This window comes from Plebeiibacterium sediminum, assembly GCF_026013605.1.
Taxonomy (GTDB): domain Bacteria; phylum Bacteroidota; class Bacteroidia; order Bacteroidales; family Marinilabiliaceae; genus Saccharicrinis; species Saccharicrinis sediminus.
In genome coordinates this window covers 1-13,328 of the sequence record NZ_JAPDPJ010000097.1, presented here as the reverse complement: position 1 = coordinate 13,328, position 13,328 = coordinate 1, and the positions used below count along the sequence as shown (strand labels likewise).

At 35.6% G+C, this 13,328-nt stretch carries 14 protein-coding genes and 1 pseudogene; 5 read left to right on the top strand and 10 right to left on the bottom strand.

Annotated elements, in window-relative coordinates:
* The 4 genes from OM075_RS22780 to hcp all read right to left on the bottom strand — a co-directional run.
* Positions 1-223, bottom strand: a 223-nt coding sequence (locus OM075_RS22780; protein WP_301192866.1) for a hypothetical protein, incomplete at its 3' end; no start/stop codon positions are given.
* A gap of 17 nt (positions 224-240) precedes the next feature.
* Positions 241-1,431, bottom strand: coding sequence for a DUF438 domain-containing protein (locus OM075_RS22775; RefSeq protein WP_301192865.1), 1,191 nt, complete (start codon positions 1,429-1,431; stop codon positions 241-243).
* A gap of 146 nt (positions 1,432-1,577) precedes the next feature.
* Positions 1,578-1,910 (bottom strand): cupin domain-containing protein, encoded by a 333-nt coding sequence (locus OM075_RS22770; protein ID WP_301192864.1) that lies wholly within the window; start codon positions 1,908-1,910, stop codon positions 1,578-1,580.
* A gap of 69 nt (positions 1,911-1,979) precedes the next feature.
* On the bottom strand, positions 1,980-3,623 hold the full coding sequence (hcp, locus tag OM075_RS22765; RefSeq protein ID WP_301192863.1) for a hydroxylamine reductase: 1,644 nt from the start codon (positions 3,621-3,623) through the stop codon (positions 1,980-1,982).
* Positions 3,624-3,760: 137 nt separating this feature from the next.
* Between hcp and OM075_RS22760 the strand changes: the two genes are divergently transcribed.
* Positions 3,761-4,516 (top strand): Crp/Fnr family transcriptional regulator, encoded by a 756-nt coding sequence (locus OM075_RS22760; protein WP_301192862.1) that lies wholly within the window; start codon positions 3,761-3,763, stop codon positions 4,514-4,516.
* A 25-nt stretch (positions 4,517-4,541) separates the two neighbouring features.
* On the opposite strand, the pseudogene OM075_RS22755 reads toward OM075_RS22760, so the two are convergent.
* The 6 genes and pseudogenes from OM075_RS22755 to OM075_RS22730 form a co-directional block, all read right to left on the bottom strand.
* A pseudogene (locus OM075_RS22755) lies at positions 4,542-4,766 on the bottom strand (DsrE family protein); the annotation flags it as partial.
* A gap of 108 nt (positions 4,767-4,874) precedes the next feature.
* The gene (locus tag OM075_RS22750) at positions 4,875-5,402 is read right to left on the bottom strand and encodes a hypothetical protein (protein ID WP_301192861.1); all 528 of its coding nucleotides are present in this window, start codon (positions 5,400-5,402) and stop codon (positions 4,875-4,877) included.
* Positions 5,403-5,409: 7 nt separating this feature from the next.
* Positions 5,410-5,934 (bottom strand): DUF1858 domain-containing protein, encoded by a 525-nt coding sequence (locus OM075_RS22745; RefSeq protein WP_301192860.1) that lies wholly within the window; start codon positions 5,932-5,934, stop codon positions 5,410-5,412.
* Positions 5,927-7,180: a DUF438 domain-containing protein gene (locus tag OM075_RS22740; protein ID WP_301192859.1), complete on the bottom strand. Its 1,254-nt coding sequence runs from the start codon at positions 7,178-7,180 to the stop codon at positions 5,927-5,929. The genes OM075_RS22745 and OM075_RS22740 overlap by 8 nt, the downstream gene beginning before the upstream one ends.
* 39 nt (positions 7,181-7,219) lie before the next feature.
* Positions 7,220-7,558, bottom strand: coding sequence for a cupin domain-containing protein (locus OM075_RS22735; protein ID WP_301192858.1), 339 nt, complete (start codon positions 7,556-7,558; stop codon positions 7,220-7,222).
* A 38-nt stretch (positions 7,559-7,596) separates the two neighbouring features.
* The gene (locus OM075_RS22730) at positions 7,597-9,120 is read right to left on the bottom strand and encodes a PepSY-associated TM helix domain-containing protein (protein WP_301192857.1); all 1,524 of its coding nucleotides are present in this window, start codon (positions 9,118-9,120) and stop codon (positions 7,597-7,599) included.
* A gap of 252 nt (positions 9,121-9,372) precedes the next feature.
* Between OM075_RS22730 and nrfH the strand changes: the two genes are divergently transcribed.
* The 4 genes from nrfH to OM075_RS22710 all read left to right on the top strand — a co-directional run.
* The gene (gene nrfH, locus OM075_RS22725; protein WP_301192856.1) at positions 9,373-9,972 is read left to right on the top strand and encodes a cytochrome c nitrite reductase small subunit; all 600 of its coding nucleotides are present in this window, start codon (positions 9,373-9,375) and stop codon (positions 9,970-9,972) included.
* A 12-nt stretch (positions 9,973-9,984) separates the two neighbouring features.
* Positions 9,985-11,484, top strand: coding sequence for an ammonia-forming cytochrome c nitrite reductase (gene nrfA, locus OM075_RS22720; RefSeq protein WP_301192855.1), 1,500 nt, complete (start codon positions 9,985-9,987; stop codon positions 11,482-11,484).
* A 43-nt stretch (positions 11,485-11,527) separates the two neighbouring features.
* On the top strand, positions 11,528-12,721 hold the full coding sequence (locus OM075_RS22715) for a cytochrome c biogenesis ResB family protein (protein WP_301192854.1): 1,194 nt from the start codon (positions 11,528-11,530) through the stop codon (positions 12,719-12,721).
* Positions 12,721-13,328, top strand: a 608-nt coding sequence (locus OM075_RS22710; RefSeq protein ID WP_301192853.1) for a cytochrome c biogenesis protein, incomplete at its 3' end; no start/stop codon positions are given. The genes OM075_RS22715 and OM075_RS22710, both read left to right, overlap by 1 nt.

The window sequence follows — 13,328 nt, the reverse complement described above, 5'->3', positions numbered from 1 at the left end:
CTTTTCGTCCCTTTTTATAAACCATTATTGTACGGTTCTCTTTTGGAAGATTCGAGCTGTTGCTCAATTCAACAAATGCCTTCACATCTTCAATCATATCAATATAATAGATAATGACTTCCGCTTCATTGTCTGTAGAATCAAGTTCGATTTTAATATCAGTGGGGAAATTCACAACCTTGATATGTTTAAACTTCTCAAGCTTTAATTTTGATAATTCCATAATTGAATGATTTAAGATTACCAATCCAATAATCGTTTTTCCCCTTCCAAAGCTTTAATGCCCGAAATTTCCTGGGAGACTTCAATTACTCCTTTGTAGTTTCCGTTTTCATCACGAACAGCAAAATATTGAATTAATATATATTCACCTCGCATTTTAATCCAAAAATCAGCATGGTCTTTTTTGCCATTTCTGAACGATTTTACAATTTGTTCTACGACATGTACACTTTCAGGCGGATGGCAGTTCCTTACTTCACGCCCGATAATAGCAGTTGTGCGAGGAAAAATTCGTTTAGGTGGTGTTGAAAAATAGCAAACCTTGTTGTTTTCATCAACAAAAGTAATATCAACCGGAAGATGATTAAAAATGAGTTTGATTTGCTCGATACTTACTTTGCCTGTTCCAAGATTTACAAGGTTCCCTTCATAATCTGGTTTTACTTCTTTGTCCATCTTTAAATTAGGTTGAATAAATGGATAGCCCAGCTCAAAGCCTTCACGATTCATCTTTTCTAACTGATTTTCGCTGATGGTTGATAATATGCAAGGAAAAAGAATACGTTCTTCTCTAAACTTTATGGCGTGCATATTAAAGAATATGTCGCCTACGCATTTATTGAAAACTTTTAGGTCGATGTTTCCTTCCTGTAATTGGGTAATTACAGCTTTGATATTTCTGCGAATATCATCGTGAAACGACCACATAATCTGTAAACATCGATAGTCCTGCCATAATTCCTCTATGATTGGGAATAGAACATTTTCCTTTATGGTGTAATGTTTTACAAAAATTTCAAGTCGGGTAAAGAGTTCTGTAAGTTTTTTCTGTAAATCAGAATTACTTGAGTCTTTCACAAATTCTTTAAAAACCGGACGGACTTTATTCAATAACAATTCCATTTCATGGTCATTCTGTTCTAACACACCAAGAAAAGAATCCGGTTTGGGTTCAACTCTTACGTAATCACGAATAGGAACATGGAAAATATTCAGGACTTTATTCGTTAGCACTTTTATATCTTCCATCTTATAACCTTCCTTTATAATCTCGTCAAAGAGGGTTATAAAATCACTAGGTATTACCGTAGAAATAAAATCTTTGTTTTCAGTAATGAATGAATGAGCATTACCTGTTTCCAAAATAAGTTTAGAAACCTCAAGCAATTTTTTTATCCGTTGTTGTTTTGTATTAGTGAATTCCGACATATCAAAAACATTAATTAGCCTTATAATTTACAAATATTAATATTTACTATAAGCAAAAACCGCTGCAAAATGAAATTCACAACGGTTTATGGGTAACGTTTATGTTTTTGAGAACTTGTTTTTATTAGGCTCACAGCTATAATACTTTACGATGCTTTAATCATTATCAGTAACATCTTAAACTTCTCATTTGCTTCCACAGCATGTGGAATATTCGCTGGCATAATTATCAACTGCCCCTCAGTAACTGCATGCTCCTTTTTGTTAATGATAATTGTGCCTGCACCTTCCAAAACCTGAACAATTGCATCGAAGGGAGCTGAATGTTCACTCAGGTTTTGTCCTTTATCAAAGGCAAACAAGGTTAAATTTCCCTTTTCATTACGTGTAATAATCTTGCTTACAGTTGAACCATCGGCATAATCAACCATGTCTTTCAGGTTGTAAACTTCTGCGGTATTAAATATTTTTTCAATCATAGCTAATAACGTTTTTAAATAGAACGCTACAAATCTGTTTTGCAGCGTTCTACATGAGTATGTTTTATATTAAGCCAAATGAAGCTTTAAATCTTCTTCAACTGTTCCAATTCCAGCTATTCCAAAGTTCTCAACCAAAACATTTGCAACATTTGGAGAAAGGAAAGCTGGTAATGTAGGCCCCAGGTGAATGTTTTTCACACCTAAGTGTAAAAGAGCTAATAATACTATCACAGCCTTTTGCTCGTACCATGCAATGTTATATGCAATTGGCAATTCGTTGATGTCGTTCAATTCAAATACCTCTTTTAGTTTAAGAGCCACAACGGCCAAAGAATATGAATCATTACATTGTCCTGCATCTAATACACGTGGAATACCACCTATATCGCCTAATGGCAATTTGTTGTAACGATATTTCGCACATCCTGCTGTAAGAATAACAGTATTTTGTGGCAACTGGTCAGCAAAATCAGTATAATATTCACGTCCTTTCATTCTACCATCGCAACCTGCCATTACAAGGAATTTCTTAATTGCACCAGATTTAACTGCATCTACTACTTTGTCGGCTAATTGTAATACCTGGTTATGAGCAAATCCACCCACAATTTCTCCTGTTTCAATCTCGGTTGGAGCAGGTAATTTTTTTGCGTGTTCAATAATTACAGTAAAATCTTTAGGTTGTCCGTCCTTTCTGTCAGCAATATGAGTACAACCATCGAAACCTGATGCACCTGTGGTGTAAACTCTATTTTTGTAACTATCTTTTGGAGGAACAATACAGTTTGTTGTAAATAAAATCGCTCCGTTAAATGATTCAAATTCTTCTTTTTGTTTCCACCATGCATTACCATAGTTTCCTACAAAGTGTTCGTACTTTTTAAATGCAGGATAATAGTGTGCTGGCAACATCTCGCTGTGTGTATAAACATCAACCCCGGTTCCTTCGGTTTGCTTTAACAGCTCTTCCATATCTTTCAGGTCGTGACCGCTGATAAGGATTGCCGGATTGTTACGCACACCAATATTTACTTTTGTGATTTCAGGATTTCCATAAGATTCGGTATTTGCTTTGTCTAATAAAGCCATCACATTTACCCCATACTCACCGCATTCCAAAGTTAAGCCAACCAATTCATCAACTGTAATATCAGTTCTGGTAGTAGCAACTAATGCCTTGTGCATAAATGCAAATACTTTCTCGTCAGTATAACCCAAATTAAAAGCATGTTCAGCATATGCTGCCATCCCTTTTAATCCGTAGGTTAACAGTTCTTTTAGAGAACGAATATCTTCGTTTTGTTCAGTTAAAATTCCGACAATCTCACTTTTTGCTTTAATTGCTTCATCACTCTCTGCAACCCAAGTAGCGTTAGCAGGAAGTTTTGGAATTGTAACACCCTTATTTTCTAATTCTTTCTTTAAAGCATCACGAACCTGAATACCTTCGATAATTTTATTGGTGATTTTATTATCATCGAAATTAGCATTTGTAATGGTCACAAATAATGCCTCAAACACAAATTTGTCGGCTTTGTCAATCGCAACTGAATTCTTCTTTGCAATTTCAGTAAACAATGAAACACCTTTGGTTACATATATTAATAAATCCTGTAGGTTTGCTGTTGAATCTTCTTTTCCGCAAACTCCTTTGATAGTACAACCTTCTCCTTTTGCAGCTTCCTGACATTGATAACAAAACATGCTCATAATCTTATCTTTTTAAGTATTAATTCTAAATCAACGATACAAAGTTCAGGTATTTTGAAAGTAATAGCTGTAACATATGTTACAGGGAGATCATTTTTTTCTACTTTTGTTGAAAATAAATATCTAATTCACAATTTATGGTAAATACTGCTACGGAGGATAATAATTACAATGAAAAATATATTCAGCCTTGTAATCAAAAATGTAGTTTTTGTTTTCTTAATTATGTGGATGCTTTACAATCGAGCTATATTTTTAAAGATTTAAAGGCAGAAAACATTGGTGAGATAATTAAAAAAGTCCATCACCAAGTGAGAACCTACCAAAAAGATGAATTAATTGCAAGTAATGGGGACACATGTAACAGTCTCAGGATAATTGTAAAAGGTGCTGCTGTTGGTGAAATGATGGACTTCCAGGGAAAGTCTTTGCGTATTGAAGAACTTCATGCTCCAGATACAATCGCTTCTGCATTTTTATTTGGTGAGGATAATACACTTCCTGTTGATGTGATTGCGATCGAAGAAACTAAGATCTTATTTATACCAAGACAAGATTTAATGAGCTTGTTTTGTACTGAAAATACTGTTCTCAAAAACTATCTGGATATTATATCCAATAGGGCGCAGAAACTCACAAAAAAGATTAAGCTTTTGGGCTTACAATCCATTAGAGGCAAATTTGCAAATTATCTGCTTGAACATGTTAGACGAGAAGGGAAAATGAAATTTACTATTAAAAACTCACAAAGTGAACTTGCCACTATGTTTGGGATATCACGTCCATCATTAGGAAGGGTGATTCGTGAAATGCATAATGAGGGCATTATCGAAGCAGATGGAAGAGATATTAGAATTTTGGATAAAAAAGCTCTTTCGGGATTGTTAAAATGAAGACTATTGATCTGTCTCTTTTTTATTAAAAAGTAACCGTTTTATCAGCCCAAACAACCATATTCACACAATCAATCATAGTTGATATTGGACAAGCTTCAGATTCATGCAGTTGTCTTGATTTCAAGCAAGTCCCACATGCCAAAATCTCTCCACCTTCATTCACAAAAGCTTTTAGTTGTTCATCAACATTGTATTTCTCGTGTGTCAAGCCTTCGCATTCCACAGCTTCTCCCATTAGAAAAACTTTAACTTCATGACCTTACTTTTGGGCAGTAACAGCAAACCGAAAAGCATTCCATGCCTTCTCGTACTCTTTTGTTTCAATGATAATCCCTATTCTCATAATCAATTTAAATTATTGCTTTGTAAGTTTGTTTGTTCCGAAACAGGTGTATTCCTTATTGGGAAAAGAAACATCAAAAGTCGTTTCTATTTCCGTTTCTGAGTGCTTTTTTATAATCCAGCGAGCTTTGCCACCGGGAACAAAGTTTTCGATAAATTCGGTATTGAACACCAATGTTGTATTGTTCGATAATGAATCAACCATTACATACTGGTTATAATATCCTTCGCTGTTGAATTGCCGAAAGACAATTGCACTTCGTGTTTTATCAAAACTAATAAAGCCTTTGTCGATATGATGTTCACCTTCTGGATTCTTTTCTGTGGGTTCGAATTTAGATTCGTTGCGCACTTCAATGTAATTGTCATCCATAACCAACTTGAAACTGGATTCAATGACTGAATTATTATTACCGAAGCCGAAACCTGTTCCATGCCAATTCCCCAATAGAAATTCTAATCGTTTAAACTTATTGTCCTGAGATTGTCCCAATTGAACAATAAATACCAGACATAATATCGTTAATAGTATTTGCTTCATATTTTCGTTATGAATGATTTTTAAAATACACAAAAAATTCTTCATCCGCCTTTTTATCCAACCAATGCTCATAATTTAAACTAAGCGACTTATCAATAAGTGGTGCAGGAATAAAAGGAGCAATCACTTTAAGTATTTTTCCTGAATCAAGTTTCTTCAATAAAGCTAATACCTCATGCACTGGCTGTTCACCTGCATTTAGCATTTCCCTAATATCAATTGATTCTGAGATATTGGATTCATCAAACCAATCAGGTTTTTCAGTAGTATAATTACTGTCTTCTGTTTCAATTGAACCTGATGCGGTTTGCCCAACTTCTGCACGAAGCTTGTTAATAAGTTCTTCAACTTTGACACCACCAATTACTGATGCCTGGCTTAAAGTAGTAATCTTGGTGATTGTTTTTCTCAATACTGGATTTTTCAATTTTTTAAATGGTGGAGTAACAGTTATTAGCACATCCTCTAGCTGAGGATATGCTTCCAGTAAATCAAATATCTTGGTTTTGGGAGTAATTATCAGTTTATCCATTGTCTTTTTCTTTATCGTCAGTATATTCTAAAATTCGTCTTTCACCTTCCAATGCCCTGTTTTCCGATAAATCCTGAGAAACTTCAAGTGTTCCAAGGTATTCACCATCTTCACCACGCAAAGCAAAGTATTCAATCTTTATAAACTTGCCTTTCATCTGAATCCAGAACGGAACATGGGAGGCTTTGCCTGATTTAAAGTCTTCCAGAATTTTCTCGACAATATGGGTACTTCCGGGAGGGTGACACAAACGCACATCTCGATTAATAATAGAACGGTTGCGGACGAATATCCGCTCCTTTCCTTGCGTGAAATATTTTACTTTGTCGTTTTTATCTACAAAGGTCATATCGAAAGGTACAGTATTCAGAATTGCCATTATTTCTTTTGCTGAAAAGCTTCCGGAGGGCAATTGAATACTTCCGTCAGAAGTAATCCCTGTATCATCTTTCTCATCGGTTAGCCCTTCGGGTTTCCATTCAACTTGTGGGTCATACAGGCAAAAACCAAATTCCAACGTTTGTTTATGAATGCTCCACCAATCCTCTGTAGTTAGCACATCCATACTCATTGGGAAAAGAATTTCTTCTTCTTTCTGTACCATATCAATTACGGCTTGCAGAGTCGGGAAAAATAACAAATCAAGAGAATCAACTAAATCGGTCTTGGTAATATCTTTAGTGTTTAAAACCTCGATACAACCTTTCAACTGTTCCCTTATTTCATCATGTTTGCCCCACATAACTTTGGGTGGGCCAGTAATTTCATTTTTCTCTAAATGCGGAAAAACAAGGTACTCTTTACGAAGGTAGTGCTTGTCAACATCCATCAATTGATTAAACACACCTTGTAATCCGAATATAAATTGCTGAAACTCCGAATCATCAACTGCACTTAATGCCTTTAAAAGGGTTTTCGCTTTTTCGGCTACTTTCTTCAGCTCAATATTCTCATTCTTGAAAACATCAACCGGATGACCGTCTGGAATATCTTTTACTCCGCTCAAATCTACATTTCCTTCGAGAACCGAACCATGAACATCACAAAGTTTTAACACTTCTTCTTCGGGTAAGCCTTCCTGCATCAGTTCCTGTTCTACTTCAACTACTTCACCGTAAGGAATATTTTTTAGCGTTTCAACCAGTTCTTTTTTTACAGCTTCGGCCGATTCACCTTCGTGTAGTTTTAGAATAAGTTCTTTTAATCGCTCTTTACGATACTTTGAGTTATTGATTAATTCGCTCATGACAAAATGAATTTAAAGCCTACCCTTGGGTAGACAGGTTTATAAAAGTTTGGTTTGTGTTGTTGGCCTTGGTGCTTTTGTAACTAATATCCGAGCCTGACTATCGCCTTCATTACTTAAATAATGAACAATGTCAGCCGGACTTTCTATAAGCGTATCTTTTTCAAATACAACCGATTCATCACCCACATGCACGGTTGGAGTTCCCTCCAATACATAAAAAGTTACATCAACAGGTGTTTTGTGCGGTTTTAATGTTTCACCGGGTTGTAATGTAATGTGCATTACTTGTGTCGATACGTGATTATACAACTGTTTTACATCAACCTTATGCGGGTTTTCTTTTGGTTCTTCTGTTTTATAGCTTCTTGAAATCATTTTCATATGTTTTTATTGTTTATAAAAGTTACAACAATTTAACGAGTTTTAGGTTTCCTAAATTTCTTTCTCCAAAGTAGATAACCACTCAAAACAACTATTACACCCACCAACCCAGACAAGGGAACCATAAGAATGTAAAAGTTACCAAGAAGAAATCGAAAGAAACGTCCTGTGTGTATTTCGAGTGATAAGTTCCACAGTGACATTTTCGATTCATTAACAACATTCTCAGGCATTTCCGGAAATAACTTGTCGTGATACAAAGGAATGGCTCCTTTGTCATAGTCAATCATATATTGTTTTCTGTCCAAATCAGTTATCAATCCTGTAACTTTAAAATCGCCAACAGGTCTGCCAGTTGTATTTCCTTCATACAAATTACCTTTTGCATAGTTGTAAATCTCAGGATGAGCAGGATGCCATAAAAACAAACCGCTGAACGAACCTATAATGTAAGCTCCGTCACTGAATGGTACCAGTACATTAATTCCCATAACACTTACCGGAGGTTGAACCTTAAAAGCTATTGGAGCCAAATTATCTTTGTCCATATAATAGATTCCTTCCGATGTTGCCAAAAGAAATTCATTTCGTTGTTCATCAAATTTTAAGCCCCTCAATTTATCATACCAGGGATTAGGTTGGTCGAGATGAGAATATTTTACAGGGCTTACTTTTGAATAGGCAATGGCAATAAGCAAAGGAGGGCGTAAGAACATTCCTGTAAAAAACAAAACTATCAGGCAAACAAATAACCATGCTCCGGTTTTATTGTGCAATTTTAACGACCATCGGTTAGTCTTTACTATTGATGTAACAGTTTTCGACTTTTTCTTTCTACGTTTTATCCAGCCAGGAAAAAAGAAGTAAAAAATTCCAGTAATCGATAAAAAAATAGTTACTAATCCTAACACATCAACAAACAGCTTTCCGGGAATTCCGAAAATCTCACCTGAATGAATCTGCCACATGGTTTCAAAAAGTGAGACTTCATTTTTGTAATCTCGTGGTTGTTTAAGTTCAATTTTCTCAAATTGGGTATTTATTCCTTCTGACTTACCTTTAAATAAATAGGAACGATTTAATACGTAGAGCGTATCGTTAACACATTCAATAGCCACAAAGCGTTTAATGTTAACATCCAATTCAAACTTTATCCATTGCTTTTTTTCCTTACTAAAAGCAAACAATCCGAATTGTGTTGCAGCGTATAAATTTTCATCGATTGACAGATGTAGGTCAATAATCTTACGGTTATCGCTTCCGTTTGGGAAACCATTATTGAATGATTGATAATTCGTAAAAGTAGAATCTGTAAGCCATACACCAATATTACCAAAGACCAGAATACTATCTGAATTTAAAATAAGATTGCCCTTAATAGCACTATTGTTCCAATTCTTATAATGGAAATCATTTGGGAGGCTACTTCGTGAAACATCAATGCCTGAGAAAAACTCACGGTGATTCATAATTATCCCTGTAATCGCAAAATATAAAAGCAAAAATGCAATGATTAGTCCTGGCCACTTATGAAGTTTTTTATAAAATTTTTCCATTTATCAATCAGTCTAAACGTTCGTTATTATCTAAAATACACCATCTTAAAAATCGTCAATACTGAATATTTTTTTTATAATCTCTTTAAAAAGTCTTAAATTTATTAGATGCAATTTTATGAAATAGAAAAATCACAAGCTGTAACAAATGGTACAGATTCTTTATTTGCGACAACCAATATTTGTATTGCAAGATTGAATTTTCATTAATTTATTTTAATGAAAATGAGGGGAGGATAGTTTTAATATATAATGAAATTAAAGACTATGATTCTATTGAAAAAGATTTTACCTCCGGATAAATGGCGAATTCCAGTCATTATTGTTTCCGCTATCTTAGTTGGTCTTTTTTTCTTCCTATTTTACATTTCCAACGCATCATCTTATTTATCTGACAACCCTAAAACCTGTGTTAACTGCCATATTATGGCTCCTCAATATGCTACATGGATGCATAGCTCCCATAGAGAATGGGCTAATTGTAACGACTGTCACGTACCCCACAATAATGTACTCAATAAATATTATTTTAAAGGGAAGGATGGTATGCGACATGCAACCATTTTTACTATGCAAGCAGAACCTCAGGTCATCCAAATTAAGGAAGCCGGACATCAGGTTGTTCAGCAAAATTGTATTCGATGCCACAGCGACCTTATTACAGATTCAAAAATGAATACCATTCATATTGACTTTCAGTCAAACAGGACGGACAGAACATGTTGGGAATGCCATCGTGAAGTTCCCCATGGTAGGGTAAACAGTATTTCAAGTACACCTAATGCTAAAGTACCATTACCTGAAAGTCCGGTACCCGATTGGTTAAAAGAAGCATTAAAAGAAACAGAATAAAATCTAAACTCTATGAAATCATTCAGCGAACAAATTAAAGAGAAACCATGGAAAGGTTGGATTCTTTTCCTTGGAACAATAATAGTTGTATTCCTTTTAGGATTGTTAGCATCAAGTGTTGTAGAAAGAAGAAGTGAAGCGGTGTTTGCCTATGTACCCAAAAACGATTTTTCTCAGTTTGAACCCCGTAATGAAAAGTGGGGAGCTAATTTTCCTCGTGAATTCGAATCATATTATAACACTTCTGATACAACATTTAGAAGTAAATACAATGGTTCTGCAACTATAGATGAATTGGAGGAAGACCCAAGGATGGTTGTGCTTTGGGCTGGATATGGTTTTTCTAAAGAATATAACCAGGGACGAGGCCACTATTATGCAGTAAATGATGTCCGTAATATTTTAAGAACTGGCGCACCAAATGATAGCGTAAAGAGTCCAATGCCAAATACCTGCTGGACTTGTAAAAGCCCTGATGTTCCAAGAATGATGAATGAAGTGGGAATTGCAGAGTTTTATAAAGGTTCATGGGAAAAATGGGGAGCTGAGATTGTTAATCCGATTGGTTGTGCCGATTGTCACGACGTAAATACTATGCAATTGCGCATTTCTCGTCCGGCATTGATTGAAGCATTTGAAAGACAAGGAAAAGACATAAGTAAAGCCACGCATCAGGAAATGCGAACTTTAGTTTGTGCCCAATGTCATGTCGAATATTACTTCAACAAGGATAAAATTGAAGGTGTTCCTTACCTGACTTTCCCTTGGGATAATGGTATGACCGTAGAAGCCGCAGAAGAATACTATGACAATATGAACTTTAGTGACTGGACGCATCAATTAAGTAAGGCTCCGATGCTAAAAGCACAACATCCGGGTTATGAAACTTACTTAACAGGTGTTCATGCACAACGAGGGGTTTCATGCGCCGATTGTCATATGCCTTATAAGAGCGAAGGGGGAGTAAAATTTACCGACCATCATATTCAAAGTCCACTTAACAATATGGCTAATTCATGTCAGGTTTGCCATCGAGAAGAAGCTCACAAACTCATTGTTGATGTATATTCTCGTCAGGATAAAATAAAAGAAAACGTAAACATACTTGAAGATATATTGGTGAAAGCACATGTAGAAGCTAAAGCAGCATGGGACAAAGGTGCAAACGAAAAACAAATGCAACCCATACTTATGGATATACGACACGCTCAATGGCGTTGGGATTATTCTGTAGCTGCACATGGCGCATCATTCCATTCACCAGTTGAAACTGGTAGAATTGTATCATCAGGAATTAATATTGCACAAGAGGCAAGAATCAAGCTTACTCGCTTATTAGCCGACCTTGGTTATAATAAAGAGGTTGATATACCTGATATATCTACTAAAGCGAAAGCACAACAGTACATAGGCTTGGATATGGCTAAATTAAATGCTGATAAAGCAGAATTTCTTGAAACAGTAGTTCCTAAATGGCTTGAAGAAGCCAGTCAAAGAGAATCAAAATATTAGAATAAATTAACTTGCAAAATACTAAAGAAAAGAAAAGAAAAGCTTGTGGGTACTTCCCTGGAGGTACTCAGAAAGCTTCCTGATAGCTTTTGCCCTGCTTTTGGCATCATTGGGGCTTGAATTTATAACCGGAACAAAAGCTCCCAAAATTTCATGGCCAGCCAATGTTATTTCAGTTGCATTCTTAGCAAACATCTCGTTATTGCTATACCTGTTATCAAAAAAAAGAACGTTTTTCAAATGGTTTTATAGCGTTCCTGCATCTATTGCAGGGATAATATTGTTCGTTGTACCATCTCTTTCAATGGCTTTAGTTCCGCAAAGACAAACAGATTCGTTGTTTTTTCTGTTTGATGTAACATCAAGCTGGACTTACACAATTGGAGTAGTTTTCTTTTTAATCATACTTGGTACAGTAACCATAAAAAGGATTACAAAATTATCAAAAAGGAATATTGGATTCTTTCTAAACCATTTTGGTTTGTGGCTTTGTATCGCATCGGCTCATTTAGGTGCAGGAGACATACAAAAACTGAATATGTTTCTTGAAGAAGGTAAAACTACCTGGTATGGAGTTGAGAACGATAACAGTACTGTAGAATTGAATTTTGCCATTAAGCTACGAGATTTCTCCATTGAAGAATATCCTGCGAAAATTGCATTCGTTGATAACAAAACCGGAGAGATAATCAACCAAAATAACAAACCCTTAATGATAGACCCACACGAGGGCTTACAATTCAACTATAAGAATTTTGATTTAAAGATTGAAAAGCTTTTAATGAGTTCTGCTCCTGTTTTGAATAGGTTTGAACCTGTGTTGGGGATGGGGGCAACACAATCAACGATGATAACAAAGTCATACAATGGAATGGTTGATACATTCTGGATTTCCAGTCCGAGTGCTTTATACCGTCAGGAAATGTACTCGATAGATTCAAGCACTATTATGCTACTGACCGAACCTGAAGCAAAACGATTCTTGTCAGAAATATCTGTCTTCGAAAAAGAAGGAGCTTTTTACGATACTATCATTGAGGTAAATAAACCGATTGAAGTCGCTGGATGGAAGGTATATCAAACTAGCTATGATGCATCGATGGGGCGGTGGTCAACTCAAAGCACATTAGAACTGGTTAAAGACCCCTGGTTGCCTTTGGTATATTTGGGATTCTTTTTAATAATTGCCGGAACATGCTATCTGATATGGACTGGAAATAGAAAGGAGGATGTGTAATGTGGCATAATTTTGAAGTATTTGCAATTATTTCGTTGGTAGCATGGTTCATTGCAATAGTATCATCCTTATCTAACAAAGCAGGTAAAATAGCATATGTCGGGGCTATCCTTGGAACTTTAAGTCTTGCAGTATTTATTGTTTTACTTTGGATGAATTTGCAACGTCCTCCTTTAAGAACTCTTGGAGAGACAAGACTTTGGTATTCATTCTTCCTGGCAATTTCAGGCTATGTAATATTGAAGCGATGGAAAATCAAGTTAATGCTTTTGTATTCACTTGGTATGGCTATTCTATTTTTATTATTGAACTACCTAAATCCTGATATTCACAGTAAAACACTAATGCCAGCATTACAAAGCATTTGGTTTGTACCTCATGTAATTGTGTATATGATTGCTTACGCCTTATTGGGCTTATCTGCACTTTTCGGATTGCTTGGATTATATGCTATTAGAAAAGATAATCTGAAAGAGGATTTTGTACTAAAAACAAATAACATAGTCTATGTTGGCTTTGGCTTCCTCACGTTAGGGCTTATTTTTGGGGCTTTATGGGCAAAAGAAGCATGGGGGCATTATTGGACTTGGGATCCCAAAGAGACATG

Bases quoted from the DNA above. Each gene is read 5' to 3' on its own strand.
- OM075_RS22775 (WP_301192865.1), bottom strand. From the start codon at position 1,431: ATGTCGGAATTCACTAATACAAAACAACAACGGATAAAAAAATTGCTT.
- OM075_RS22770 (WP_301192864.1), bottom strand. From the start codon at position 1,910: ATGATTGAAAAAATATTTAATACCGCAGAAGTTTACAACCTGAAAGAC.
- hcp (WP_301192863.1), bottom strand. From the start codon at position 3,623: ATGAGCATGTTTTGTTATCAATGTCAGGAAGCTGCAAAAGGAGAAGGT.
- OM075_RS22760 (WP_301192862.1), top strand. From the start codon at position 3,761: ATGGTAAATACTGCTACGGAGGATAATAATTACAATGAAAAATATATT.
- OM075_RS22750 (WP_301192861.1), bottom strand. From the start codon at position 5,402: ATGAAGCAAATACTATTAACGATATTATGTCTGGTATTTATTGTTCAA.
- OM075_RS22745 (WP_301192860.1), bottom strand. From the start codon at position 5,934: ATGGATAAACTGATAATTACTCCCAAAACCAAGATATTTGATTTACTG.
- OM075_RS22740 (WP_301192859.1), bottom strand. From the start codon at position 7,180: ATGAGCGAATTAATCAATAACTCAAAGTATCGTAAAGAGCGATTAAAA.
- OM075_RS22735 (WP_301192858.1), bottom strand. From the start codon at position 7,558: ATGATTTCAAGAAGCTATAAAACAGAAGAACCAAAAGAAAACCCGCAT.
- OM075_RS22730 (WP_301192857.1), bottom strand. From the start codon at position 9,120: ATGGAAAAATTTTATAAAAAACTTCATAAGTGGCCAGGACTAATCATT.
- nrfH (WP_301192856.1), top strand. From the start codon at position 9,373: ATGAAATTAAAGACTATGATTCTATTGAAAAAGATTTTACCTCCGGAT.
- nrfA (WP_301192855.1), top strand. From the start codon at position 9,985: ATGAAATCATTCAGCGAACAAATTAAAGAGAAACCATGGAAAGGTTGG.